The sequence below is a fragment of the Ruixingdingia sedimenti genome, from assembly GCF_031432425.1.
GTDB classification, from domain to species: domain Bacteria; phylum Pseudomonadota; class Alphaproteobacteria; order Rhodobacterales; family Rhodobacteraceae; genus Ruixingdingia; species Ruixingdingia sedimenti.
The window spans coordinates 368503-392929 of the sequence record NZ_JAVKPH010000001.1; the positions used below are offsets into that span (position 1 = coordinate 368503).

Below are 24427 nucleotides of genomic sequence, written 5' to 3' on the forward strand. Positions count from 1 at the left end.
TCTCCAACCCGAAAGCGTGAACATTAAGTGAACTTTTACCATTACCGGCCGAAAATCGCGGGGACGTGAGGCGATTCCGCTTGAACATATTCCTGTTTGTGAATTTATTGAGCCCATCCCGAGTCACCCGAGAGGATCCGCCATGTTCGGCCTGCGCAAATCCCGCGTCCAGCGCATCGACCCCTGCGAGGCCGTCGCCCGCCATGCGCGCGGCGACCTGACCGTCATCGACGTGCGCGAGGCGGCGGAACTGCGCGCCAGCGGCACGGCCAGGGGCGCGCTGCATGTGCCGCTGGCGCTGCTGCCGATCAAGGCCGACCCGCGCCACCCCGGCCACGACCCCGCGCTGGACCCGGACCGGCCCGTCGCGCTTTACTGTGCGGCCGGCGGGCGGTCGGGGATGGCGGCGGAACTGCTGATGAAGCTCGGCTATCGCGAGGTCTACAATATCGGCGGCTTCGGCGACTGGTGCGCGGGCGGCGGCCAGACCTGCCGCTGACCGGGGCACACAAGATTTTCGGACGAAAAATTTTCCGTCCCGCCGCGCCGCAGGCGCGGCCCGGCCCAACCGGGCGTGGTGAAAAAGGGCCCCGAGGGGCCCTTTTGCATCGCGGACGGGCGGGAGGGCCCCTAGATGTGCAGCGCGCGGCCCCAGGCGTCCAGCACCGATTCGTGCATCATCTCGCTCAGCGTCGGATGCGGGAACACGGTTTCCATCAGTTCGGCTTCGGTGGTTTCCAGCGTGCGGCCGACGACATAGCCCTGGATCAGTTCCGTCACCTCGGCCCCCACCATATGCGCGCCGAGCAGTTCGCCCGTCTTCGCGTCGAACACGGTTTTCACCAGGCCCTCGGGCTCGCCAAGCGCGATGGCCTTGCCGTTGCCGATGAAGGGGAAACGGCCCACGCGCACCTCGTGCCCGGCCTCTTTCGCCTTCGCCTCGGTCAGGCCGACCGATGCGACCTGCGGATGGCAATAGGTGCAGCCGGCAATCGTGTTCGGCCTGATGGGATGCGGATGCCCGCCCGCGATCAGTTCGGCCACCATCACGCCTTCATGGCTGGCCTTGTGCGCCAGCCACGGCGCACCGGCGATGTCGCCGATGGCATAAAGCCCCTCCACCCCCGTGCGGCAGAAGGCGTCCACCACCACATGGCTGCGGTCGATCTTGACCCCCAATGCCTCCAGCCCCAGGTCCTCGACATTGCCGACGATGCCGACGGCGGAAATCACCGTGTCGAAACCTTCCGTCGTGGTGCCCTTCGCATCCTCCAGATGCGCGGTGACGCCCGTGCCCGGCTTGCGGTCGAGCGTCTTGACGGTGGTCTTTTCGAGGATCTTCATCCCCTGCTTGACGAAGGCTTTCCTGGCGAAGGCGCTGATTTCCGCATCCTCCACCGGCAGCACGCGGTCCATCACCTCGCAGACCGTCACATCGGCGCCGAGCGTGTTGAAGAAACTGGCGAATTCGATGCCGATGGCGCCCGACCCGATGACCAGCAGCTTTTTCGGCATCCGTTTGGGTTGCAGCGCGTGTTTGTAGGTCCAGACCAGATCGCCGTCGGCCTCCAGCCCCGGCAGTTCGCGCGCCCGCGCGCCGGTGGCCAGCACGATGGCCGGGGCCGCCAGTTCCTCCACCCCCTTGTCGGTCTTGACCGTGACCCGGCCCTTGCCGGGCAGGCTGGCCGCGCCCATGAACACCGTCACCTTGTTCTTCTTCATCAGATGGCCGATGCCGCCAGACAGCTGTTTGGCCACCCCGCGCGACCGGGCGACCACCGCATCCAGATCGTAGCCGATGCCGTCGGTCTTCAGCCCGAAGTCCTTGGCGCGGCGCATCAGGTGGAACACCTCGGCCGACCGCAACAGCGCCTTGGTCGGGATGCAGCCCCAGTTGAGGCAGATGCCCCCCAGATGCTCGCGTTCCACGATGGCGACGTTCAGGCCAAGCTGCGCGCCGCGGATGGCGGCGACATAGCCGCCCGGCCCGGCGCCGATCACGATCATGTCGAAGGTCTTTGCGGCCATGCGGTTCCCCCTGAAAAAGTGGTTTGACGTTAAACTATCCTGAAAACGGGTGCAATGCGGCCCCGTTCAGCCCTGAACCTCCCTGACCGCGGCGGCATAGGCGCCCGCATCCAGAAACGCCTGTTCCTCGGGTGTCGTCGCCCGGCCGAAGGCGGCGTTGCGGTAGGGAAAGCGGCCGAAGCGGTCGATGACCCAGGCATGGGCGCGGGCGTGCAGCAGGTTGCCGGCCCCGGTGTCCGGCATGCGTTCGCCGATCAGGCGGATGCATTCGGCCTGATCGGCGGCATCCTCGGCATGCATGTAGGGCAGGTAGAAGAACTGCCGCTCGGGCTCCGGCGCGTCCATGTCCCAGCCCGCGGCCACGGCGCGCCTCGCCGCCGCCAGCGCCAGCGCATCGGTGGTGAAGGCCCGGGACGACCCGCGCCACATGTTGCGCGGAAACTGGTCGGTCAGCACGATGAAGGCGAGGCTGCCCGCCGCGCCCTCGATCCAGTGGTCGAGCCCGCCTTCGGCCGCGGCCTGCCACAGATCGGCGAACCGCGCGCGGATATCGTCGTCCAGCGCGGGGTCCACGGCGTACCATTGCGCCGGTTCCAGTTCGCCCAGCCAGAAGTCGAGCACGGCGGCGGGGTCTGACATGGCGTTCTCCATCCATTCGGGCATCCATTCGGGACAGCCAGCGTGGCAGGTTTCGGCCCCCCGCGCAACGCGACGCTCAGCCCCGGTCGTCGCGGGTCTCGGGCGGGGCCATCACCGCCTCGACCGCCAGTGCGGATGCGGTGGGGGCCAGGGGCGCGAAGGCGCCGGTGTCGGCCACGGCGGGCGCGGGGCGGCGGGTCATGCGCCAGCCGGCATAGGCCGCCTGCACCAGCAGCGCGAGGCCCACGAAGGCGAAGAACCCGCCCTGCCCGATCCGGTCCATCATCCAGCCCGTCACCAGCGGCCCCGCGATCGCGCCGAGCCCGTAAAGGAAGATCAGCCCCGCAGAGGCGCCCGCCATGTCGGCATTGTCCAGAAAGTCGTTGGCATGCGCGATCAGCAGCGCATAAAGCGGGTTGAGCACGCCCCCGAGGATCAGCACCAGCACCACCAGCGGCCAGAAGGCGGGCTGGTGCAGCGTGGGCCAGACCACCGCCACCACGCCCGCCGCCGACAGGATCAGGATCAGAAGCCGCCGGTCCATCCGGTCGGACGCATAGCCGATGGGATACTGGAACAGCATGCCGCCCACGAAGATCGCGCCGACGAAGACCGAGATCTGCACCACCGACAGCCCCACCTGCGTGCCCCAGACAGCCGCCATCCCCGCCAGCCCCGCATAGGCCGCCCCGGTCAGGAACATCCCCACGCAGCCAAGGGGCGATCCGCGGAACAGCGCCCGGAACGCCATCGGCCGCACCGCCCCGAAGGCAGGCGCGGGCGAGGCCGACAGCAGGATCGGCGTGAAGGCCAGCGACACCAGCACCGAGGGGATCACGAACAGCAGATACCCCGAAGGATCCCCTGCCAGCAGCAGCGCCTGCGCCGCGGTGATCCCCACCATCTGCACGATCATATAGGCCGAAAGCGTCCGCCCCCGGGTCTCGTTGGTGGCGGAATCGTTCAGCCAGCTTTCGGCGGTGACATAGACCCCCGAAAAGCAGAACCCCAGCAACAGCCGCATGACCGACCAGGCGATCCAGTCGGGAAACACCGGAAACAGGATCAGCACCGCCGAGATGAGCGATCCGAGCGCCGCGAACACCCGCACATGGCCGACATGGCGGATCATTTCCGGCGCCAGTTGCGATCCGCCCAGAAAGCCCACCGAATAGCAGGCCATCACCACCGACATCTGCGCGGTGGTGAAGCCCTCGATCCCGCCGCGCAGGCCCAGAAGCGTGCCCTGCATGCCGTTGCCGACCATCAGCAGCAGCACCCCCAGCAATAGCGCCCAGGACGACGCCACAACCCGGATCATCGCGCGACTCCTCTATCCGTCCCGCCGATCATGCCCCGGGCGAGGGCGGCTGTCAGCCTCTGTCCCCGCCGTCCCCGCCCGGGATCAGCAGCGAGGCATCGCCGTAGGAGAAGAACCGATACCCCCGCGCCACCGCATGGGCATAGATCCGCCGGATCCGCCCCACCCCCATCAGCGCCGAGACCAGCATCATCAGCGTCGATTTCGGCAGGTGGAAGTTGGTCATCAGCGCATCGGTGACGCGGAAACGGTAGCCGGGGTAGATGAAGATATCGGTGGGGCCCCGCCAGGGGTGGATGCAGCCGGCGTCGTCGGCCGCCGACTCGATCAGGCGCAGGGCGGTGGTGCCGACGGGGATGATGCGCCCGCCCCCGGCGCGGGTGGCGTTGATCTCTGCCGCCGCCCGTTCGGACACCTCGCCCCATTCGGCATGCATGCGGTGGGTGGTCACATCCTCGACCTTCACCGGCAGGAAGGTGCCCGCGCCGACATGCAGCGTGACCTCGGTGAAATCCACGCCCCTGGCGGCCAGCGCGGCCAGCAGGGGGGCGTCGAAATGCAGGCTCGCCGTGGGGGCGGCGACCGCGCCGGAATGGCGGGCGAAAACGGTCTGGTAGTCCTCTGCGTCCTGCGCGTCGGGGGCGCGGCGGGCGGCGATATAGGGCGGCAGCGGCATCGCGCCCGCCTCTGCCAGCGCGGCGTCGAATGCGGCCCCGGTGGCGTCGAACACCAGCCGCAGGTCGGTTTCGCCCTTTTCCGCCACGCGGGCCGACAGGCGGGGGGAAAAGCGGATCACCTCGCCCACCCGAACCTTGCGCAGCGGCTTGGCCATGGCGCGCCAGCCCTCGGCGGCGGGTTCCAGCAGCGTCACCTCCACCCGCGCGGTGACGGGCCCCTGCCCGCTGTCGCGATGGCGTTCGCCCGTCAGCCGCGCCGGGATCACGCGGGTGTTGTTCAGCACCAGCCGGTCGCCGGGGCGCAACAGGTCCACGAGGTCGCGCACATGCAGGTCGCGGATCGCATCGCCCTCGGCCACCAGCAGACGCGCCGCCGGGCGCGGGCGCACGGGACGGGTGGCGATCAGCGCCTCGGGCAGGTCGAAATCGAAATCGGACAGTTTCATGCCTGCCTTCTAGCCGGGTGCGCACCCCGCCGGAAGGGGACTTTGCCGGATCAACGCCGCGCGGGGGTGGGGCAAAATTTTTCGTCCGAAAAATTTTGGGGCGGCCGCCCCGGCCTATTCCGGCAGGCTCGCAGGCGGCTTGCGGAAAAGCTCGCGGAAAAACGCCGGGGCCAGCACCGACAACAGGCGCACATTGACCTGCGGCGCCTCTGCCGTGCCGCGGATGCGGTAGTTGAAGCCGAACACGCCCTCGCCCCTGCGGGTCAGCACGCTGCCGATCCCGTTGACGAGGTAGAAGGGCGAAATCACCCCCCGCAGGTCCAGTTGCGCGTTCGCGAAGGTATAAAGCCCCTCCATCGTCACCCCGAACGACGCGCCGACCGCCGCGCCCTCGCGCAGTTCCATCCCCACCGGGGTCAGGCGGAACCGGCCCGAGGCTTCGGAAAACGCAAGGCCCGAGGTCTGCAACTGTTCCAGCAGCCCCACGATGCTGACCGCGTTCAGCAGGTCGGCCAGCACCGACAGGTTGCGCACGCGGAAACTGCGCAACCCGACGGTGCCCTCGTAATGGCCGCGCGCGCCGGTGGGGGTCAGCACCAGATCCATCGCGCCGCCGCGCATCTTGTCGAAGATCCCGGCGGCGCGCATCACCGCCCCCGCATCGCGGGCGGCGACGCGAAAGGCGGTGCCGGCGGCGGTGGTGTCGATGCGGCCCTCGACCGGGGCGGCGCCGTTGACGCGGCCCGCGAAGGTGCCGCGCAGCCCGCCCCGGGTGCCCAGATCGCCGCGGAAATCCGTCAGCGCGATCCCCTCCGTGACCTGCACCCGGTCGAGCGTCACGGCCAGCGTGGTGCCCGCACCGCCGCCGCCCCCTGCGCCGCCCTCGGGCAGGCGGCGCAGGTCGGCGGTGCCGCCCGTCACCCGCACCTGCGCCGCGCGGCCCGCACCCTGCCCGACCAGTTCGGCCTTGGCCCGCAGCCAGTCGCCCAGATCCAGCCGGTCGAGGCTCAGCCGGTCGAGCCCGCCTTCGGCCCGCAGCCGCACCGCGCCTTCGGCCCGCAGCCCCGGCGCGGTCAGCGCCAGCCGGTCCACCACCGCCGGCCGGCCCAGTGTGCCCGCAACCTCCAGCCGCCCCGATGCGGCGGCAGGTTTCGACCAGCCGATTTCGGCGATGCGCATCGCGCTGCGTTCCAGCGTCGAGGTCAGGGTGAACCGGGGCGGCGCGTCGCGGGCAAGCGCGATGGTGAAATCCGCCACGCCCTCGCCCGACAGGCTGTTCGTGGCGATCCCCGGCACGAATTCCGACAGGAACCGCCCGTCCAGCGGCACCGAGCCCGCAACGCTGCTGATCCCGGCCGTCCCGGGCCCGAAATCCTGCCGCCATGTCGCGCTGAAGGGCAGCGCGCCGATGGTGCCCTGCCCGGCGATGGTGATCCCCCGCGGGTCGGCCTGCAAGGCCAGCACTGGCGCCGCCAGCCGCCGCCCCGGGGCCATGCGGTCGGTCGCGACCTCGCGCAATTCGCCGCCGACGCGGTAGTCCACGTCGGACACCTGCACCTTGGGCAACAGCGGCAGGTCCATTTCGGTGGTCAGCACCGCCCGGCCCTCGGCCATGTCCACCGCGACCCCGGCCTTGGACATGAAGCCGAAGGGCGGCTGGTCCAGCATCGACAGCGCCGCGGTGATGGTGCTGTCGGTTTTCAGCGTGATATGCGCCTGCGCCGGTTTCTGCGTGATGTCGGGCACGCGGAACACCGACCCGCCCACCGCCACATCGCCCCCTTCGGGCGGGGTGACATGGCCACGGTCCAGCACCATCGTATAGGTGTTGTCCTGTACCGTGGCATAGCCGAAACCGTCGCGGATCGGCGGCAGGGTGCGCAGGATCCGCACATCCGCCCCCGCGAATTCATAGCCGAGCGTCAGCCGCGGTTCCTGCCCCGGGCGGATGCGCAGCGCGCCCTTGACGTCGAACAGCCGGCCCTCCTGCACGTTCTGTTCCAGCCAGGCCCGCGTGCGCGGCACCAGCCGCACCGGCCAGAGCGCGAGCAGGCGGTCATGGGCGATCTCGTCCATGTCCACGTCCACGGTGACGGTCCAGCCCGCCTCGCCCGCCGACACGCCCCCCGCGACCAGCAGCCGGTGGCCCTCGCCCACCAGCGACAGCTGGCCGATCGACAGTTCGAACGGGTCGAGCCGCAGCCGCGCGTCCAGCGCGCCTTGCGTGAACCGCAGCGGTTCGGTCAGCATGCCTTCGGGGTCGATGCGCATCTCGGTGATCTGCACCTGACCGATGAAGGCGCCGGGGCGGCCGTCCACGATGGCGTCCAGATAGCTGTGCCCCGCAGCCTTCAGCCGCAGGGTGGCGCTTTCCACCGCCAGTTCGGAAAAGTTGATCCGTTCGGCCGCCGGGTCATAGGCAAAGCGCAGCCCCGCGCGGTCGAAGGCGATGGGGGCCGCGCCCGGGGTGGGTTGCAGGGCGCCCGCGCCGCTCGACAGCGCGCCGTCGAGCCCGGTCAGCGCCCCCGCGGCGTCGAGGCTGGCGCGCAATTCGCCCGCGAAGGTCGCCTCCAGCACGCCGAGCCAGCCGAGCACCGGCGCCACCGCCGCCAGATCGCGCGCCGCCACCTGATCGAGCCCCACGGCCACCCGCGCCTCGCCGCTGGCGCGGTCCATCACCACCGACATCTGCGCCCGCGCATGCGCGCTGCCCCCGGCGACGAGGCCCAGCCCCGCCTCCAGCACCAGCGCCGCGTCGTCGCGGGTCAGCGACAGCCGCCCGTCGCCCGCCGTCCACACCCGCCGCGCCCGCCGGTCGTCGAGCGTGAGCGTGACCGCCTCCGCCTCGATCCGTTCCAGTTGCCGCAGGGCGGGCAGGTCGAACACGCCCCCCAGCACGTCGAGCAGCGCCCCGGGCGTGGCCGCTCCCGCACTGCCCAGCATCCCCTCGCCCACACCCAGATCGAGGGTTCCGTCCGCCGCGCGGCGCAGCGTGACCTGCGCGCCGACCAGCCGCAGCACCTCGGGGTGGATGTCGCCCTTCAGCAGCGCCGGGGCGTCGAAGGCGGCGGTCAGTTCGGGCAGTTGCGCCAGCAGCCGGCCATCGGGGGCCATGACCCGCAGATCCTCCAGCCGCAGCCCGGCCGCCCGGATCCCGTCGAGCGACAGTTCCACCCCGCCGAGCGCCACAGCCGCATGGCCGTCGAGCAGCCGGTTCACCCGCGCCTCGGTTTCCGCCACGGCCCAGACCGGCAGCACGACGGGCCGCCCGCCCCACAGCGCCACGGCCAGCGCCAGCCCCCCCGCCAGCACGACGAAGGCGGCCACGGGCCACAGCACCAGACGGCGCAGCGCACGCGCGACGCGCCGGGGGGTCCGCCCGGGAGGCGGCGCCCCCCCGGGTACGCCCTGCGGCGGCGCAGCCGTAACTGCGCCGGTTCCGCCCGACATATGCTCTGCTGCACCCATCGCCCGTCCGTCGCCGGTTTCCCCGGCCTGCCCGGGGCCTTTATATTCCCGCAATTCCCGCTAGAACACCAAATGTTCCGTGACCTGAGCGAGGATATGCCCATGCCCGTCCCCGGCGACCCGGCCCCCGATTTCACCCTGCCCCGCGACGGCGGCGGCAGCATCACCCTGTCGGCGCTGCGCCCCGGCAAGGCGGTGGTCTATTTCTACCCCAAGGACGACACCTCCGGCTGCACCACCGAGGCGCTGGATTTCACCGCCGCCGTCGCCGCTTTCGCCGCCGCGGGCACCACCGTCATCGGCATTTCCAAGGACAGCGTGTCGCGCCACGACCGCTTTGCCGCCAAACACGGGCTGGCCGTCATCCTCGCCTCGGACGAAGATGCCACCACCTGCGAGGACTGGGGCGTCTGGGTCGAGAAATCCATGTACGGCAAGACCTTCCTGGGGATCGAGCGCGCGACCTTCCTGATCGACGGTGCGGGCCGCGTGGCGCAGGTCTGGCGCAAGGTCAAGGTCAAGGACCATGTGGCAGAGGTGCTGGCGGCGGCGCAGGCGCTGGCATGACCACGCTGACCGATCTGGCGGTGGCGGTGCTGACCGCCGCCGACGCGCGCGAAAAGACCGCGCTGTCGCGCCGCAACGCCGCGCTGTGGTTCGCCGCGCGGGCGCAGGGCACCCCCCTGCCCCTCGGCGCCGCCCTGCCCCCCGACCGCCCGGCGCGGCCCGCGCGCCCCGAACTGCTGGCCCCGCGCGACATGCCCCGCCGCCGCCCCGGCACGCTGGCCGGGCGCGTCGCGCTGCTGCATGCCGTCGCGCATATCGAACTGAACGCGGTGGACCTGCACTGGGACATCGTGGCGCGGTTCGCCCATATCCCCATGCCGCCCGGTTTCCACGACGACTGGGTGAAGGCGGCGGATGAGGAATCGAAGCATTTCACCCTGCTGGCCGATTGCCTGGAAACCATGGGCAGCCATTACGGCGCCCTGCCCGCCCATGCGGGCATGTGGCGCGCGGCAGAGGATACGGCGGGCGACCTGATGGCGCGGCTCGCCGTGGTGCCGATGGTGCTGGAGGCGCGCGGCCTCGACGTGACGCCGCAGATGATCGACATCTTCCGCGGCACCGGCGAAGCGCAGGCCATGGCGGCGCTGGAAACGATCTATGCGGAAGAGGTGGGCCATGTCGCCTATGGCTCTAAATGGTTCCATTTCCTCTGCGGGCGCCACGACCTCGACCCCAAGGAGGTGTTCCACGCGCTGGTCCGCCGCCATTTCCACGCCACGCTGAAGCCCCCCTTCAACGAGGAAAAACGCGCCGAGGCCGGCCTGCCGCCCGATTTCTACTGGCCGCTGGCCGATGCCGCCCCGCCTGCGGCAGATTGAAGCGGTCCGCAGGCAGATCGGCAGGTTTCCGCCCAAATCCGCACAGATCGGCGCCGCGCCGCCCGCTATTTGTCAAAAATGTTGCCATGGATGACAGCCGACCGCTAATCACCCCGTACCGGCGACCGGGGACAGCGGTTCCGGGATCCGTGCGATAGACTGGAAAGACCACACCGGGGCGGCCGCAACCGCGCCGCCACCCAGATGGGATGCCGCCGATGCCAAGACGCATACTCCACCGCATCAACCACGCGCTGGAAAAAAGGTTCCCCGAACAGCGGTTGTTCCTGAAATCCGAAACCGAAACGCGGTTCATCCGCCTGCGCCCGGTCACGCAGGTCGCGGCGCTGGCGGGGGGGGTGTCGCTTTTCGCCTGGGCGGTGGTGGCGACGGCGCTGGTGATGGTCGACAGCCTCGGCGCCGGATCGGCGCGCGAACAGACGGCGCGCGAACGGATCGCCTATGAAACCCGGCTCGACATGCTGGCCCGCCAGCGCGACGAACGCGCCGACGAGGCGCTGAGCGCGCAGGAACGCTTCAACCTCGCGCTCGCCAAGGTGTCGCAGATGCAGTCGCTCCTGCTCGCCTCGGAGGACCGGCGCAAAGAGGTCGAGACCGGCCTCGACGTGGTGCAGCAGACGCTCCGCCGCACGATCGGCGAACGCGACGCAGCGCGGGCCGATGCATCCGAGCTGCGCGTGGCGCTGGCCGAACAGGGCGGCGAGGGCAGCCCGCTGGCCGCCCGCGCGCGCGAGGTCGAGGATACGATGACGGTTCTGGCCGGCACGCTCGGCGCGATCGCCACCGAACGCGACCATCTCGCCTCTGCGGCGGTCGAGGCGCGGCACGAGGCCGGGCTGATCGCGCTGGAAAAACGCCTGCTGGAAGAACGCAACGACCAGATCTTCACCCGGCTGGAAGAGGCCGTGTCGGTGTCGATGGAACCGCTGGACCGCATGTTCCGGTCTGCCGGGCTCAACCCCGAACAGGTCCTGCGCGAGGTGCGGCGCGGCTATTCCGGCCAGGGCGGGCCGGTCACGCCGCTGCGCATCTCGACCAAGGGCGAGGTGCCCGACCCCCATGCCCTGCGCGCCGATGCGATCCTGCAGGGATTCGACCGCATGGCGCTCTACCGGATCGCGACGCAGAAGGTGCCCTTCGCCAATCCGGTGCGCGGCAGCTACCGCTTCACCAGCGGCTTCGGCTTCCGCCGCGACCCCAAGGGCAAGGGCACGCGCATGCATGCCGGCACCGATTTCGCCGGCGCGCGCGGCACGCCGATCCATTCCACCGCCGACGGCGTGGTGGTCGAGGCGGGCTGGCATACCGGCTACGGCAACGTCGTCACCGTCCGCCACGCCTTCGGGATCGAGACGCGCTATGCGCATCTTTCGCAAATCCGGGTGAAAAGCGGACAATCGGTCTCGCGCGGGGACCGGATCGGTGATATGGGCAACACCGGACGCTCGACCGGGACCCATCTTCACTACGAGGTTCGGGTCGGCGGCAAACCCGTCAATCCGATGACCTACATCAAGGCAGCGACCAATGTTTTCTAAAAGCAGGATCAACGAGCCCGGTCCGAAGCAGGCCCCCGAGGCGGAAAAGAAGGTGCCAGACGCAATGACCGCCGCCCCCAAGACCGATTACGCCCCCGCCGCCCCCAACAAGGCGAAACCCGCCGCCTCGGTCCTGTCGTCGGACCTCACGGTGGTCGGCAACCTCAAGACCACCGGCGACATCCAGGTCGAAGGCGTGGTCGAGGGCGACATCCGCGCCCATCTGCTGACGGTCGGCGAAAGCGCCACCATCCGGGGCGAGATCGTGGCCGACGACATCGTGATCAACGGCCGGGTGATCGGCCGGGTGCGCGGCCTCAAGGTCCGCCTCACCTCCACCGCGCGGGTCGAGGGCGACATCATCCACAAGACCATCGCCATCGAAAGCGGCGCCCATTTCGAGGGCTCGGTCCAGCGTCAGGACGACCCGCTGTCGGCCGGCGCCGCCAAACCCGGCATCCAGCGCGGCGAGATCTGATCGCCGCCCCCCTGCCCGGTTCCGCGGCGGCCCCCGGGCCGCCGTTCTGCTTTCCGGGCCCCGGATGGTCCCGTGGCCGCTGTCGGCGGCGCGCCGCGCAGGCGTATTTCGGGCAGGATGAAGCCCGCGCGCCCGTCCGGCAAAGGCGCGCCAGCGTCATTTTCTGTCCCCAAATATCCCCGCCGGAGGCTCCTGCGCCCTCCCCCGGGCCAGCCTTCGGGCAAGGGCCCTAGTCCAGCGCCCGGCGGTAGAGATGCCAGCTCGCATGCCCCAGCACCGGCAGCACCACGAAAAGGCCGAGGAACATCGGCACCATCCCCGCGAACAGCAGCACCGCGATGGTGATCCCCCAGACCAGCATCACCCCGGGGTTTTCGCGCACACAGGCGAAACTGGTCAGCATCGCGGTGACGAAATCCAGCTCGCGTTCCAGCAGCAGCGGCAGGCTGACCACCGTCAGCGCGAACAGCAGCCCCGCAAAGACCGCGCCCACCATGGTGCCCACCGCGATCATCGCAATCCCGTTCGGGGTCAGGAACACCTCCCATGACGAACTGACATTGGTCATCACCTGCAACCCCATGAACAGCGCGAAGATCATATGGGCGAGGAAGTTCCAGAACAGGAAGAACACCACGATGATCGCCGCGATCGCGGGGATCTGCCGGTCCTTCTGGCGAAAGACGACCCCCAGAACCCCCCGCCAGTCGAGCCGCGCCCCCGCCTCGATCCGCCGGCTGACCTCGTAAAGCCCGACCGCGACGAAGGGCCCGAGCAGCGGAAAGCCGAGCGTGACCGGGATCGTCCACCAGATCTGCCCCGAGGCCGTCAGCGCCCACCACAGAAGGATGCCGCCCCCGACATAGACCGCCGAAAAGAACAGCCCGTAAAGCGGCGCGCGCAGGAAATCGCGCCCTCCCTGCGCCAGCGCGGCGCGCAGGTCGGTCAGCGTCAGCAGCCGCACCCCCGGCACCGCCGAAGGCGGCAGGAAACCCTGTTCGGTCATCGTCTCTCTCCCCGTTTTGGCGAGGCTAGAAAGCGCCGCGATTCCCGGCAAGGGATTTGCCCGCCCGCCGCGCGCCCCGCGGGGGTCTTTCAGGCAGGATGAAGCCGCACGCCCCTTCGGCACAGGCGCGCCAGCGTCATTTTCTGTCCGCAAATATCCCCGCCGGAGGCTCCTGCACCGTCCACCGGGCCAACCGCAGGGGATCGGAACCTGCGCAGGTCAAAGATCAGACGTCCGCCTGCGCCTCGGCGCGGGACTTGCCCGACAGGTCCATCGCCAGCGTCGCGGCCATGAACGGATCCAGATCGCCGTCCAGCACGCCCTGCGTGTCCGAGGTTTCCACCCCCGTGCGCAGGTCCTTCACCATCTGGTAGGGTTGCAGCACGTAGGACCGGATCTGGTTGCCCCAGCCCGCATCGCCCTTGGCGTCGTGCTGCGCGCTGATCGCCTCGGTCCGCTTGCGCAGTTCGAGTTCGTAAAGGCGCGAACGCAGGGCGTTCATCGCGATCTCGCGGTTCTGGTGCTGCGACTTCATCGAGCTTGTCACCACGATATTCGTCGGGATGTGGGTGATCCGCACCGCCGAGTCGGTGGTGTTCACGTGCTGGCCGCCCGCGCCCGAGGACCGGTAGGTGTCGATGCGGATGTCGCGGTCGGGGATCTCGATCTCGATATTCTCGTCCACCACCGGATAGACCCAGACCGAGGAAAACGACGTGTGCCGCCGCGCCGCCGAATCGTAGGGCGAAATCCGCACCAGCCGGTGCACGCCCGATTCCGACTTCAGCCAGCCATAGGCGTTGTGCCCGGAAATCTTGTAGGTGGCCGACCGGATCCCCGCCTCTTCGCCGGCGCTTTCGGCCATCAGTTCGACCTTGTAGCCCTTGCGTTCGGCCCACCGCACATACATCCGCGCCAGCATGCTGGCCCAGTCGCAGCTTTCCGTCCCACCCGCCCCGGCGTTGATTTCGAGGAAGGTGTCGTTGCTGTCGGCCTCGCCGTCCAGCAGTGCCTCCAGTTCCTTCGCCGCGGCTTCCGCGACCAGCGCCTTCAGCGCCGCCTCGGCCTCGGCCACGATCTCGGCGTCGCCCTCGGCCTCGCCCAGTTCGATCAGTTCCACATTGTCGCGCAGCCCCTGGTCGATCCGCCGGTAGACCGTCACCGCGTCGATCAGCGCCTGACGTTCGCGCATCAGCTTCTGCGCCTTGGCGGGGTCGTTCCACAGGTCGGGCGCCTCGATCAGGGCGTCGAATTCCTCCAGCCGGTGGGGCGCGGTGTCCCAGTCCATCCGCTGCGCCAACAGGCGAAGGGACTTGCCGATCGCGTCGATGTGGTTTTGCGTCTCTGCGCGCATGGGATCCTCGCGGGGCGGATGGATGGGGCGGGCCGGAAGGCGCCGGGCCGGCGCGGCCCCGATATACGCGCGGCCCCGGGGCCGCGCAAGGCGTGGCTCAGTAAAGCCCGCCGGAACTCATCGACCCGAAATCGGCCTTCTTCGGGATGACCCTGGTCTTGCCGCTGGCGGTGGTGACGGCGGCGTCGCCCTCTGCCCCGTCGGTCTCGCCATGCGCGAAGAGCGGCAGGTTGGACCCCATGGCGAAACCGCCGTCCACCAGCGCGCCCAGGCCGAAGATCGGCTCTTCGCCCTCGCGGAAATATTCCGCCACGACATGATCGCCGCTGGCGTCGTCGGGCAGGCGCGCGCCGGTGAAACGGTCGATCTTGAGGAAATACCCCCCCGGCGGCACCTTGAAGTTCGTGCCGCCGTATTCCTTCACCGCCTCGCGCATGAAGGTTTCGAACACCGGCCCGCACATCCCCCCGCCCGAGGCGCTGCCCATGCTGCGCGGCTGGTCGTAGCCGATGTAGCAGCCGGCGACGAGGTTCGAGGAATAGCCGATGAACCACACGTCCTTGGCGTCGTTGGTGGTGCCGGTCTTGCCCGCGATCGGCACGCCCACGTTGATGCCGCGCCCGGTGCCGCGCTGGATCACGCCCTGCATCATCGAGGTCAGCTGATAGGCCGTCACCGGGTCCATGATGCGTTCGCGTTTCGACACGACATGCGGCACCGCGCCGGGGTCCAGGCTCGCCAGCCGGCAATCGGTACATTCGCGCTGGTCGTGGCGATAGACGGTGCGGCCCCAACGGTCCTGCACGCGGTCGACCAGCGTCGGTTCCACCCGTTCGCCGCCATTCGCGAACATCGCATAGGCCGCGACCATCTTGTAGAGCGTCGTTTCCTCGGACCCGAGCGCATTGGCCAGGAACTGCCCCATCCGGTCGTAGACGCCGAAGCGTTCGGCATAGGCGGCCACCACATCCATACCGATTTCCTGGGCGATCCGCACGGTCATCAGGTTCCGGCTCTGCTCGATCCCGGTGCGCACCGGGGTGGGGCCGTAGAACCTGTTCGAGGCGTTCTTGGGCTTCCACAGCCCCTGCGGGGTGTCCACCTCGATCGGCGCGTCGACGACGATGGTGGCGGGGGTGAAGCCGGAATCGAGGGCCGCGGCATAGACGAAGGGCTTGAAGCTGGATCCCGGCTGCCGCTGCGCCTGCGTGGCACGGTTGAAGACCGAATCCTGATAGCTGAAACCGCCCTGCATGGCGACGACGCGGCCGTTGTTCACGTCCATCGCCATGAAGCCGCCCTGCACCTCGGGCACCTGGCGCAGCGACCAGCGGCTGAAACTGCCGTCCTCCTTCGTCACCGCGCGCACCAGCACCACATCGCCCACCGCGACCAGATCGCCGGGCACCTTGGCCTTGGGGCCGAGCCGCCCGTCCGCCTGCCGCTTGCGCGCCCAGGTCACGTCCTCGGCGGGGATGAAATGGCCGTCCTCGTCCTCGGCCACGCCCTCGATGCCGATGCGGGCCGATGTCTTGCCGATCTCCAGCACCACGGCGGGATGCCAGCCGTCGATGTCGCGCGGCGCCTCGGCCTCGGCCAGCGCGGCCCGCCAGTCGGCCTCGGTCGTCAGCCGCGCGGGATCGACGGTCTTGCGCGTGCCGCGCCAGATGCCCATCGACCGGTCATAGCGTTCCAGCCCCGCGCGCAACGCCCGCGCCGCCACCTGTTGCAGGTCGGGGTCCACCGTGGCGCGGATCGTCAGCCCGCCGCCGAAAAACTCCTGCTCGCCGAAGCTGCCCGACAGCTGGCGGCGGATCTCGTCGGTGAAATAATCACGCGAGGGCAGGCTGTCGCGGAAGGCCGGATAGTCGCCGTTCTGCACCGATTTCAGCGGCTGCGCGAGGGCGGTCTCCATCGCCTCGCGGTCGATATAGCCGTTCTCGTACATCTCGCGCAGCACGTAGTTGCGCCGCTCGGTCACGCGCTGTTTGGCGCGGACGGGGTGGTACTGGCTCGGCGCCTGCGGCATCGCGGCCAGCATCGCGGCCTCCTGCGGTTCCAGCTGCGCCAGCGTCTTGTTGAAATAGGTCTGCGCCGCGGCGGCGACACCATAGCTGTTCTGGCCGAGGAAGATCTCGTTCATGTAAAGCTCGAGGATCTTGTCCTTGGGCAGCGCCTCCTCGATCCGGGTGGCGAGGATGATCTCCTTGATCTTGCGTTCCATGCTGCGGTCGCCCGACAGCAGGAAGTTCTTCATCACCTGCTGCGTGATGGTCGAGGCGCCGCGCAGGTTCTGCCCGCGCGAACGCACCGCCTCGATCAGCGCCGCCGCCATGCCGCGCGCGTCATAACCCTTGTGGTGGTAGAAGTTCTTGTCCTCGGCAGAGATGAAGGCGTGCTTCACCAGGTCGGGGATTTCCTCGATGGGGGCGAAGATGCGGCGTTCGTGGGCGAATTCGTCGATCATCCGGCCCTCGCCGGAATAGATGCGGCTGATCGTGGGGGGGGTGTATTGCGCCAGGCTCTCGTGGCTGGGCAGGTCGCGGGAATAGAACCACAGCACGCCGCCCACGGTCAGCGCCCCGAACAATGCCACCAGCGTGACGAAGGTGAAGATGGACCCGAAGAACGAGCCGATGAAGCGGATCACGCGCAATCCCCCTTTTCGCATCCCCCGTCTATACAGAGAGGCCGCCACCCGGTCAAAGCCCCGCAAGCCCCGCACGCCGGATTCCGCCGCGGCAGGCGATCACATCCGCGCGCAGTGCCCGGTCTGGAGGACAGCGCCGGGGCGCTGCCCCGGACCCCGGGATATTTAAGGACAGAAAGTGAAGGCGGGCGTGCAGCCCTCCCGTGCGGCTTCATCTTTTCCCAAATACTCCGGGGTCCGGGGCAGCGCCCCGGTCCTGCCCCCGCCGCCAGGCGCGGCGCCGGTCTATTGCCGCAGCAGCGCGGCCTCGGCGGCGTCGGCCACCGACCAGTCGCGCAAGGCGGCCGCGATCGCCCCGGCCATGCGCGCGCGCCAAGCCGGGTCGGACAGCCGATCCAGGTCGCGCGGCGAGGACATGTAGCCCAGTTCGATCAGCACCGAAGGGATGTCGGGCGATTTCAGCACCGAAAAGGCCGCGCCCCGCCGGGGTTTGCTGTGCAGGCCGAGGCCCTCGGCCGCGATGGCGGCGACGAGCGCCGCCGACAGCCGGTCCGACCGCGGCGCGGTTTCGCGGCGCGCCATGTCCATCAGCACGCCCGCGATCACGTCGTCCTGGCCCTTGAGGTCCACCCCCGCCAGCAGGCTGTCGCGGTCGTGGCGTTCGGCCAGCGCGGCAGAGGCCGCGTCGGACGCTTCATCGGCCAGCACATAGACGGTGGCGCCCGTCGCCTCGCCCTCGGCCGCGGCATCGCCGTGCAGCGACAGGAACACATCCGCCCCCTGTTCGTGGGCGATGGCGATGCGGGTTTCCAGCGGCACGAACACATCCGCCTCGCGCGTCATCACCACGCTGAAGCCGCCGGCGCGCACCAGCGCCTCTTTCAGTTCGCGCGCGAAGGTCAGCATCAGGGCCGCCTCGGTCTTGCCGCCGCGTTCCGCGCCCGGGTCGATGCCGCCATGCCCGGGGTCGAGCGCCACGGTCAGCGGCCCCTCGCCCCGGTGGCGGCGGCGGGGTTCGGCGGTTTCGGCCGGGCGCGGCAACGGCAGCGCCCAATGTTCGGGGTCGGGCAGCGCGGCGCGGGCGGCGAAATCGGCCGGGTCGGTGGGGTCGAGCCGCAGCCGCACCAGCGCGCCCCCCGCCGCGTCCGCGCCGGTGCGCATTTCGGCCTCGGCCACGCGATAGGGGCCGTCGAGTTCCAGCACCAGCCGCGACCAGCCGGGGGCGAGCGGCCCCGCCCGCAGGTCGCGCACCCGCTGGCTGGTGCCGAAGGGCGTGCGGTCCAGCGCGCCCCAGTCCACCTCGCGGAAATCGGCGACCAGCCGGGGCGGCGCATCCAGAACCCGCACGCGCCACGGCACCGGCTGGCTGAGCGCGAGGTCGAGCGCGATCCCCCCGCCCGCGTCGCGCAGCCGCGAGCCTGCGGGGTCGAGCCGCGCGAGCGCCGAAAGGCCCTGCCCCGCCGCCATCCCCGCCATCGCCAGCCACAGCACCGCCCAGAGGGCCGCCAGCACCCGCATCCCTACCCCGCCTTGCGCTGCGCCATGAACCCCGCCAGCCGCGCCAGCCCCTCGGCAATGTCCGCGGTCGCCCGCGCATAGGAAAACCGCAGCGTAGTGTGGCCGCGCGCGGGGTCGAAATCCAGCCCCGGCGTGACCGCGACCCCGGCCCCGGCGAGAATTTCCGCCGCGAAGGCGCGGCTGTCGGCGGTCAGCGCGGACACATCGGCATAGATGTAGAAGGCCCCGTCGGGCGGCGCGAAGGTGGTGAAACCGGCCTTCGGCAGCCCCTCCAGCATCAGGCGGCGGTTTTCGGCATAGACGGCGCAGTTCGCCTCCAGTTCCTCGATGCAGTCGAGCGCGGCCAGTGCGGCGACCTGGCTGGCATGGGGCGGGCAGATGAACATGTTCTGCGCCAGCCGCTCGATCACGCGCACATGGTCTTCGGGCACGACCATCCAGCCCACGCGCCAGCCGGTCATCGAGAAATATTTGGAGAAGGAGTTGATGACATAAACATCATCGCCGACTTCCAGCGCAGATACCGCGCGGGGGCCGTACTGGATGCCGTGATAGATCTCGTCGGATACGAAGGCGATGTCGCGGTCCGCGCAGGCGCCGATCAGGCCCGCCAGTTCCGCCCGCCCCAGCATGGTGCCCGAAGGGTTGCCGGGGCTGGCCACGATCAGGCCCTGAAGGTCGGGGGTGGCGGCCAGCAGGTCGGGCGTGGGCTGGAAGCGCGTGGCGGCGGTGGTGGGGATGTCGACGGGCGCAAGGCTCAGCGCGCGCAGGATCTGGCGGTAGGACGGATAGCCGGGCAGGCCCATCCCCACCCGTTCGCCCGCGTCGAAAAGGGCCGAAAATGCCAGCAGGAAGGCCGCAGACGACCCCGCCGTCACCACCACCCGGGCCGGGTCCAGATCCACCCCGTACCAGCGGCGGTAAAGTCCCGCGATGCCCGCCCGCAGGTCCGGCAGGCCGAGCGCCACGGTATAGCCGAGCGCGTCGGCCCCCATCGCGCGGGCCAGTGCCGCGCGCGCGCCGGCGGGGGCCGGGGTGCCGGGCTGGCCGACCTCCATATGGATGATGTGGCGGCCTGCGGCTTCTGCGGCGCGGGCGGCCTCCATCACATCCATCACGATGAAGGGATCGACAATCCCCCGTCTTGAAACCCGCATCGCATCCCCCATAGACTGGCGCCGGTATCGGCCTGCAATCGGGCCTGTTTCCCAGCCCCGGCACGCCGCGTCAATGGCCGGGCCGGCCCATTCGGAGCGTAACCCATGCCCATCCTGCCCCGCCCGGCGCGCCGCCTGACCCTTTCCGCCGCTGCCGCCGCACTGATGCTGGCGGGCCCGGCCGCCGCCTTCGACCCCGCCGCGATGACCGAGGCCGAACGCGACGCCTTCCGCACCGAGGTGCGGGCCTATCTGCTCGACCATCCCGAGGTGCTGATGGAGGCGATCCGGGTGCTGGAAGAGCGGCAGATGGAACAGCAGGCCAAGGCCGACATCGACGCGTTGCAGGCCCGCGCGGCGGATCTGTTCGAGGATCCGAATTCCTGGGCGGGCGGCAATCTGGAAGGCGACATCACGGTGGTGGAATTCCTCGACTACCGCTGCGGCTATTGCAAGGCGATGTACAAGGATGTCGAGGCGCTGGTGAAGACCGACGGCAACATCCGCTATGTCATCAAGGAATATCCGGTTCTGGGCGACGTGTCGGTGGCCGCGGCGCGGTTCACCATCGCGCTGCGCCAGATCGCGGGGGATGCGGCCTACAAGCAGGCGCATGACGCGCTGATGACGCTGAACGGCCAGCCCTCGTCCGCGCTGTTCCGCCGCATCGCCAAGGAGGTGGGCGCCGATGCCGATGCGGTGCTGGCCCGGATGGAAAGCGACGAGGTGACGGCGGTGATCGCCGCCAACCACGCGCTGGCGGAGGCCCTCGGCGTGCGCGGGACGCCGAATTTCGTGGTCAAGGACACCTTCGTGCGCGGGCAGGTGCCGCTGTCGGAAATGCGCAAGATCGTGGCCCAACAGCGCGAAAAGGGCTGAGCCCCGCAGGGACGCTATCCGGGAGGGGCCGCCGATGCGGCCCCTTTTCCGTTGCGCGGGAAGGCAGCGGGGCGGCATTCGAAGGCATGTTGACAGCCACCGCGCCGTTGGGCCGGGCGGGAACAGGAAACGCATCGCGTTTCCCTCGCCCGTCGCGCGACAGGGCCGCGGGGGCGGCGATGCCGGGAAAAATGGATAGGCCAGCGCCCGCCGCGCCCTCGATGCGAAAGGGGGCCGCGAACGGCCCCCCTTGCCCGGATCGGCGACGGTCACTGCGCCGCGGCGCGGAAGGCGTTCAGCACCTCGGTCCCCGGGCGGCCCGCGCCGTCGAGTTCCTTGGCCCAGTCCTCGTTCACCGTGGCGATGCGTTCGGTCCAGAGCGCGACCTGTTCGGGCGAAAGCTCGGCGATCTCCCAGCCCTTTTCCTCGACCAGGCGTTTGGTCGCGGTGGCTTCCTGTTCGTCCTGCCAGCTGCATTGCGCGTCCAGCGTCGCGGCCCCCGCCTCGGTGATCGCGGCCCTGGCGCTGTCGGACAGCCCGTCCCACGCCTTGGCCGACATCACCAGCACGACGCTGCCCGCGCCGAGCTTCACGCCGCTGGTGGAATATTTCATCACGTCCTCGAGCTTCAGCGCCGCCAGCGCCATGTGCGAATAGAGCGAGCCGTCGACGGTGCCGCGGGTCAGCGCGTCATACATCTCGGGGCCCGGGATCTGCACCGGCGCGCCGCCAAGCGCGGTCACGGTCTTGTTCATTGCCCCGCCCGCGACACGGATCTTCAGCCCCGACACCGCATCCAGCGTCGGCGTGGGCCGGGTGGCGGTCAGCATCGAATAGGGCGGCACGGTGGAAACGTAGATGACATGCAGATCCTGCGGCTTGTATTCGGCCTCGTTCAGGATCCCGCCTTCCTTGGCCAGTTCCCAGAACTTGTGCGAATATTCGCAGGACGAATTCGCCAGCCCCGGCAGTTCCGACACCGCGGTCAGCGGCAGCTTGCCGCCCGCGATGGCCGGCGTGACCAGCGCCAGTTCGGCAATGCCCGAGGCGACGGTCGCCAGATGGTCCTTGCCAAGCTGGTTGGCGGGATAAAGCTCGAACGCGACCGCGCCGCCGGTGGCCGCGGATACGGCATCGGCGAATTTCTGCACGCCCTGTTCGATCAGGAAATGGCTGGCCGGATAGCCATGCGAGATCTTGAACGTCACCTTGTCCTGCGCCGCGGCGGGCGCAACGGCCCCCGCAGCCACCAGCGCCGCCAGCGACAGCGCCCGGAATGTCGTCATGAACATGTTGTCTCCCCTCTGCAAGCGATGCGGCACCTTCGGCACCCCAAGGCGGACCCCGGCCCCGGGATCCTGCTTCCTGCCTGCTTTCTACCGGCTTTCGATCTTGCCCGGCAAACGCCGTCGCGCGGCATGAAGGGATACCGCGACATACCACAGGAAAAGCCTATACCATCCGCCGGCACGCATGACCCGACCGGACCCCGGGGCCGGGCGGGTGCGACCCGCCCGCGAGGGCGCCATTCACTGGGGAGTGGGGTCGCGCCGCCCCGCCCGCCTGCCGGCCTGAACCGGCGGACAAGCCCGATCGCACATGCGCGCGTCCCCGATCCGCCGGGGTGCGGAAGGCGCAGGCCGCGAACCGCCCGTCCGGGCGGCCCGCGGCATCGTCCCGGGCAGAAGCACTCGACCGCGGGGCCGCAAGGGCTGGGTCATCGAAAACATGCACGCTATAAACAGACTTCCGCCAAGACGGCAGACCCGTAATTCATATTACGGTTTTATGCAAGCCAGTCGAGGAGATGACCATGCGGCAGGAGGCGCGCGACCGGCGCGCGATGCAGATCGAGGCGGCGGCCATCGCCATCGTCGAGGAACAGGGCTATGCCAAGGCCACGATGCAGGCGATCGCCCGGCGCGCGGGGGCGTCGATGGAAACGCTCTACAACTGGTACGGCGACCGGCACGGGCTGTTCCGCGCCATGATCGCGCGCAACACCGAGGCAGGGCGGGCGGCGCTGATCGCCTGCCTTGCGGGCGATGCGGATTCGCGCCGGACGCTGATCCTTGTCGGCGAACTGATGCTGGGCGTGGTCACGGGCGACCGTTCCGTCATGCTGGCGCGGGCCGCGGCGGCGGACGGGACGGGCGAACTGGGCCGGCTGATCGCGGAACTGGGGCGCGACACGATGATGCCGATGATGGGCGATCTCTTCCGCCGCATCGCGCGCGAAGGCTGGCTGGCCTTCGACGACGCCGACGAGGCGGCGGAAACCTGGCTGGCGCTGACGGTCAGCAACCTGCAATACCGCCGCATCGTCTGCCGCCTGCCACAGCCGGGACCCGATATCATCGCCGCCCGCGCCCGGGACGCGATCAAGCGGATGGAACGGCTCTACCCGCCTATTGCGCCCCCGGCTGCACCGCAGTGATCGCGGGGCGCAGGGTGTCTTCCAGCACGGCGCGGCTGACCGGGCCCGCGATGCGCAGCAGCACCTTGCCCGCGCCGTCGATCACATAGGTTTCCGGCACACCGTAGACCCCCCAGCTCAGCGCGACGCGGCCCTGCGCGTCGGCGCCGATCGCGGCATAGGGATCGCCCAGTTCGGCAAGGAACTTCAGCGCATTGTCCGGCTGGTCCTTGTAGTTGACGCCGATGATCGGCACGCCTTCGCCGGCCAGTTCGGTCAGCATCGGATGTTCCGCCCGGCAGGGCGCGCACCAGCTGGCCCAGAAGTTCACCAGCTTCACCCCCGGCGCGCGCAATGCCGCATCGTCGGGCAGCACGCCGTCGCCCAGTTGCGTCAGCGCCATGGGCGGCGCGGCGCGCCCGACCAGCGTCGAGGGCAGCCCCTCGGGGTCGTCGCGGTACATGCCCGCGAAGAACAGCCCCGCCAGCAGCCCGAACACCGCCGGCGGAATGAACAAAAGCCATTTGCCCCTAGCCATCCGCCCGCCCCTTTCGTCCCTCTGCCTCTGCCAGCGCGCGCCGCACCTTTGCCGCGCGCCACAGCGTCAGCGCCACCAGCGCCACGATCAGCAGCAGCGACACCGCATAGGCCGACAGCACGGTGGCTGCGTATTTCCCCAGATCGGGCATCATGCCAGCCGCTCCCTCGCCATCAGCGCCTTGAGCCGGCGCAGGCGGATTTCCGTCCGCGTGCGGATCAGCACCAGCGCCACGAACATCAGCACGAACCCCGCGATGCAGACCACAAGCGGCAGCCAGTAGACGTTCGACACGTTTTCCTGCCGGTCCATCGACAGCGACGCGCCCTGATGCAGCCCCTGGTTCCAGAAGTTCACCGCATAGCGGCTGAGCACCGCAAAGACCGAGCCCACAAGGCACAGCACCCCGGTCAGGTCGGCCGCGGTATCGGGGTTCTCGACCGCCTCCCACAGCGCGATATAGCCGAGGTAGAACAGCGCGAGGATCAGGAAGGATGTCAGCCGCGGATCCCAGGCCCACCAGGTGCCCCACATCGGCTGGCCCCAGATCGCCCCCGTCGCCAGCGCGATCAGCGTGAAGGTCAGCCCCACCGGCGCCGCCGCCCGCGCCGCCAGCGCCGACACGTGATGGCGGCGGATCAGCCAGATGAGGCTGGCCACCAGCATCATGATCCAGGCGTTGATCGCCATCATCGCCGCCGGCACATGCAGGTAGATGATCTTGACGGTCGAGCCCTGCTTGTAATCCTCGGGCGTCAGGAAAAAGCCCCAGATCAGGCCCGCGACGACGCAGACCAGTGCCAGCCCCGTGACCCATGGCAGCACTAGGGCCGAGGTCTCCATGAACTTCTTGGGGTTGGCATATTCCCAGATCGACATGTTTCCTCCGTAGCGTCTCGGTCGCG

The 24427-nt window shown here is 69.5% G+C and carries 21 protein-coding genes; 7 read left to right on the forward strand and 14 right to left on the reverse strand.

All coding sequences use genetic code 11. The annotated features are described in order from the left end of the window. The first annotated feature begins 142 nt into the window (after window positions 1-142). Window positions 143-499 (forward strand): rhodanese-like domain-containing protein, encoded by a 357-nt coding sequence (locus tag RGD00_RS01880; protein WP_310455448.1) that lies wholly within the window; start codon window positions 143-145, stop codon window positions 497-499. A gap of 131 nt (window positions 500-630) precedes the next feature. On the opposite strand, the gene lpdA is transcribed toward RGD00_RS01880, so the two are convergent. The 5 genes from lpdA to RGD00_RS01905 form a co-directional block, all read right to left on the reverse strand. Next, complete coding sequence (gene lpdA, locus RGD00_RS01885) at window positions 631-2028, reverse strand: dihydrolipoyl dehydrogenase (RefSeq protein ID WP_310455449.1); 1398 nt, start codon at window positions 2026-2028, stop codon at window positions 631-633. A 66-nt stretch (window positions 2029-2094) separates the two neighbouring features. Then, complete coding sequence (locus tag RGD00_RS01890; RefSeq protein WP_310455451.1) at window positions 2095-2667, reverse strand: DUF924 family protein; 573 nt, start codon at window positions 2665-2667, stop codon at window positions 2095-2097. 76 nt (window positions 2668-2743) lie between these two features. Next, the gene (locus tag RGD00_RS01895; protein WP_310455452.1) at window positions 2744-3988 is read right to left on the reverse strand and encodes an MFS transporter; all 1245 of its coding nucleotides are present in this window, start codon (window positions 3986-3988) and stop codon (window positions 2744-2746) included. A 52-nt stretch (window positions 3989-4040) separates the two neighbouring features. Beyond that, window positions 4041-5111 (reverse strand): tRNA preQ1(34) S-adenosylmethionine ribosyltransferase-isomerase QueA, encoded by a 1071-nt coding sequence (gene queA / locus RGD00_RS01900; RefSeq protein ID WP_310455454.1) that lies wholly within the window; start codon window positions 5109-5111, stop codon window positions 4041-4043. Between the two features lie 114 nt (window positions 5112-5225). Continuing rightward, a complete protein-coding gene (locus RGD00_RS01905; RefSeq protein WP_310455456.1) occupies window positions 5226-8450 on the reverse strand; it encodes an AsmA-like C-terminal region-containing protein in 3225 nt (1074 codons plus the stop codon). 231 nt (window positions 8451-8681) lie between these two features. Here RGD00_RS01905 and RGD00_RS01910 point away from each other — a divergent pair, with 231 nt between their 5' ends. The 4 genes from RGD00_RS01910 (at window position 8682) to RGD00_RS01925 (ending at window position 12004) form a co-directional block, all read left to right on the forward strand. Continuing rightward, window positions 8682-9146 carry a peroxiredoxin gene (locus tag RGD00_RS01910; protein ID WP_310455511.1) on the forward strand — a complete coding sequence of 155 codons (465 nt, stop codon included), beginning with the start codon at window positions 8682-8684 and terminating at the stop codon, window positions 9144-9146. Beyond that, window positions 9143-9967 (forward strand): ferritin-like domain-containing protein, encoded by an 825-nt coding sequence (locus tag RGD00_RS01915; RefSeq protein WP_310455458.1) that lies wholly within the window; start codon window positions 9143-9145, stop codon window positions 9965-9967. The genes RGD00_RS01910 and RGD00_RS01915 overlap by 4 nt, the downstream gene beginning before the upstream one ends. Window positions 9968-10185: 218 nt before the next feature. Continuing rightward, on the forward strand, window positions 10186-11526 hold the full coding sequence (locus RGD00_RS01920) for a DUF5930 domain-containing protein (RefSeq protein ID WP_310455459.1): 1341 nt from the start codon (window positions 10186-10188) through the stop codon (window positions 11524-11526). Next, complete coding sequence (locus RGD00_RS01925; RefSeq protein WP_310455460.1) at window positions 11516-12004, forward strand: bactofilin family protein; 489 nt, start codon at window positions 11516-11518, stop codon at window positions 12002-12004. Before RGD00_RS01920 ends, RGD00_RS01925 begins: the two co-directional genes overlap by 11 nt. Before the next feature lie 229 nt (window positions 12005-12233). Here RGD00_RS01925 and RGD00_RS01930 read toward each other — a convergent pair whose 3' ends face one another. The 5 genes from RGD00_RS01930 to RGD00_RS01950 form a co-directional block, all read right to left on the reverse strand. Continuing rightward, window positions 12234-13010 carry a DUF2189 domain-containing protein gene (locus tag RGD00_RS01930; RefSeq protein ID WP_310455461.1) on the reverse strand — a complete coding sequence of 259 codons (777 nt, stop codon included), beginning with the start codon at window positions 13008-13010 and terminating at the stop codon, window positions 12234-12236. A 226-nt stretch (window positions 13011-13236) separates the two neighbouring features. Further along, window positions 13237-14364 carry a peptide chain release factor 2 gene (prfB, locus tag RGD00_RS01935; RefSeq protein WP_310455462.1) on the reverse strand — a complete coding sequence of 376 codons (1128 nt, stop codon included), beginning with the start codon at window positions 14362-14364 and terminating at the stop codon, window positions 13237-13239. A 97-nt stretch (window positions 14365-14461) separates the two neighbouring features. Beyond that, window positions 14462-17014 (reverse strand): penicillin-binding protein 1A, encoded by a 2553-nt coding sequence (locus tag RGD00_RS01940; RefSeq protein ID WP_310455463.1) that lies wholly within the window; start codon window positions 17012-17014, stop codon window positions 14462-14464. Window positions 17015-17299: 285 nt separating this feature from the next. Continuing rightward, the gene (locus RGD00_RS01945; protein ID WP_310455464.1) at window positions 17300-18532 is read right to left on the reverse strand and encodes an N-acetylmuramoyl-L-alanine amidase; all 1233 of its coding nucleotides are present in this window, start codon (window positions 18530-18532) and stop codon (window positions 17300-17302) included. Between the two features lie 2 nt (window positions 18533-18534). After that, the gene (locus RGD00_RS01950) at window positions 18535-19689 is read right to left on the reverse strand and encodes a pyridoxal phosphate-dependent aminotransferase (protein WP_310455467.1); all 1155 of its coding nucleotides are present in this window, start codon (window positions 19687-19689) and stop codon (window positions 18535-18537) included. 105 nt (window positions 19690-19794) lie between these two features. On the opposite strand from RGD00_RS01950, the gene RGD00_RS01955 reads away from it, so the two are divergent. Further along, a complete protein-coding gene (locus RGD00_RS01955) occupies window positions 19795-20568 on the forward strand; it encodes a DsbA family protein (RefSeq protein ID WP_310455468.1) in 774 nt (257 codons plus the stop codon). A gap of 269 nt (window positions 20569-20837) precedes the next feature. Here RGD00_RS01955 and RGD00_RS01960 read toward each other — a convergent pair whose 3' ends face one another. Further along, window positions 20838-21860 carry a TRAP transporter substrate-binding protein gene (locus RGD00_RS01960; protein WP_310455469.1) on the reverse strand — a complete coding sequence of 341 codons (1023 nt, stop codon included), beginning with the start codon at window positions 21858-21860 and terminating at the stop codon, window positions 20838-20840. 515 nt (window positions 21861-22375) lie between these two features. Between RGD00_RS01960 and RGD00_RS01965 the strand changes: the two genes are divergently transcribed. After that, window positions 22376-23005 (forward strand): TetR/AcrR family transcriptional regulator, encoded by a 630-nt coding sequence (locus RGD00_RS01965; protein WP_310455471.1) that lies wholly within the window; start codon window positions 22376-22378, stop codon window positions 23003-23005. Here RGD00_RS01965 and RGD00_RS01970 read toward each other — a convergent pair. From RGD00_RS01970 to RGD00_RS01980, 3 genes are read right to left on the reverse strand one after another with little or no spacing between them, the layout of a single operon-like run. Beyond that, complete coding sequence (locus RGD00_RS01970; RefSeq protein WP_310455472.1) at window positions 22977-23522, reverse strand: DsbE family thiol:disulfide interchange protein; 546 nt, start codon at window positions 23520-23522, stop codon at window positions 22977-22979. The two genes, RGD00_RS01965 and RGD00_RS01970, sit on opposite strands and share 29 nt — an antisense overlap. Beyond that, complete coding sequence (gene ccmD, locus RGD00_RS01975) at window positions 23515-23676, reverse strand: heme exporter protein CcmD (protein ID WP_425603332.1); 162 nt, start codon at window positions 23674-23676, stop codon at window positions 23515-23517. The genes RGD00_RS01970 and ccmD overlap by 8 nt, the downstream gene beginning before the upstream one ends. Then, window positions 23673-24401, reverse strand: a complete 729-nt coding sequence (locus tag RGD00_RS01980; RefSeq protein ID WP_310455473.1) for a heme ABC transporter permease — start codon at window positions 24399-24401, stop codon at window positions 23673-23675. The genes ccmD and RGD00_RS01980 overlap by 4 nt, the downstream gene beginning before the upstream one ends. Window positions 24402-24427 lie beyond the last annotated feature (26 nt).

What these genes read in the sequence shown, in the direction of transcription:
- queA (WP_310455454.1), bottom strand. Translation starts at nt 5,111, where the DNA reads ATGAAACTGTCCGATTTCGATTTCGACCTGCCCGAGGCGCTGATCGCC.
- RGD00_RS01955 (WP_310455468.1), top strand. Translation starts at nt 19,795, where the DNA reads ATGCCCATCCTGCCCCGCCCGGCGCGCCGCCTGACCCTTTCCGCCGCT.
- RGD00_RS01945 (WP_310455464.1), bottom strand. Translation starts at nt 18,532, where the DNA reads ATGCGGGTGCTGGCGGCCCTCTGGGCGGTGCTGTGGCTGGCGATGGCG.
- RGD00_RS01950 (WP_310455467.1), bottom strand. Translation starts at nt 19,689, where the DNA reads ATGCGGGTTTCAAGACGGGGGATTGTCGATCCCTTCATCGTGATGGAT.
- RGD00_RS01915 (WP_310455458.1), top strand. Translation starts at nt 9,143, where the DNA reads ATGACCACGCTGACCGATCTGGCGGTGGCGGTGCTGACCGCCGCCGAC.
- prfB (WP_310455462.1), bottom strand. Translation starts at nt 14,364, where the DNA reads ATGCGCGCAGAGACGCAAAACCACATCGACGCGATCGGCAAGTCCCTT.
- lpdA (WP_310455449.1), bottom strand. Translation starts at nt 2,028, where the DNA reads ATGGCCGCAAAGACCTTCGACATGATCGTGATCGGCGCCGGGCCGGGC.
- RGD00_RS01890 (WP_310455451.1), bottom strand. Translation starts at nt 2,667, where the DNA reads ATGTCAGACCCCGCCGCCGTGCTCGACTTCTGGCTGGGCGAACTGGAA.
- RGD00_RS01980 (WP_310455473.1), bottom strand. Translation starts at nt 24,401, where the DNA reads ATGTCGATCTGGGAATATGCCAACCCCAAGAAGTTCATGGAGACCTCG.
- RGD00_RS01925 (WP_310455460.1), top strand. Translation starts at nt 11,516, where the DNA reads ATGTTTTCTAAAAGCAGGATCAACGAGCCCGGTCCGAAGCAGGCCCCC.
- RGD00_RS01880 (WP_310455448.1), top strand. Translation starts at nt 143, where the DNA reads ATGTTCGGCCTGCGCAAATCCCGCGTCCAGCGCATCGACCCCTGCGAG.
- RGD00_RS01895 (WP_310455452.1), bottom strand. Translation starts at nt 3,988, where the DNA reads ATGATCCGGGTTGTGGCGTCGTCCTGGGCGCTATTGCTGGGGGTGCTG.
- RGD00_RS01930 (WP_310455461.1), bottom strand. Translation starts at nt 13,010, where the DNA reads ATGACCGAACAGGGTTTCCTGCCGCCTTCGGCGGTGCCGGGGGTGCGG.
- RGD00_RS01960 (WP_310455469.1), bottom strand. Translation starts at nt 21,860, where the DNA reads ATGTTCATGACGACATTCCGGGCGCTGTCGCTGGCGGCGCTGGTGGCT.
- ccmD (WP_425603332.1), bottom strand. Translation starts at nt 23,676, where the DNA reads ATGATGCCCGATCTGGGGAAATACGCAGCCACCGTGCTGTCGGCCTAT.
- RGD00_RS01970 (WP_310455472.1), bottom strand. Translation starts at nt 23,522, where the DNA reads ATGGCTAGGGGCAAATGGCTTTTGTTCATTCCGCCGGCGGTGTTCGGG.
- RGD00_RS01910 (WP_310455511.1), top strand. Translation starts at nt 8,682, where the DNA reads ATGCCCGTCCCCGGCGACCCGGCCCCCGATTTCACCCTGCCCCGCGAC.
- RGD00_RS01965 (WP_310455471.1), top strand. Translation starts at nt 22,376, where the DNA reads ATGACCATGCGGCAGGAGGCGCGCGACCGGCGCGCGATGCAGATCGAG.
- RGD00_RS01920 (WP_310455459.1), top strand. Translation starts at nt 10,186, where the DNA reads ATGCCAAGACGCATACTCCACCGCATCAACCACGCGCTGGAAAAAAGG.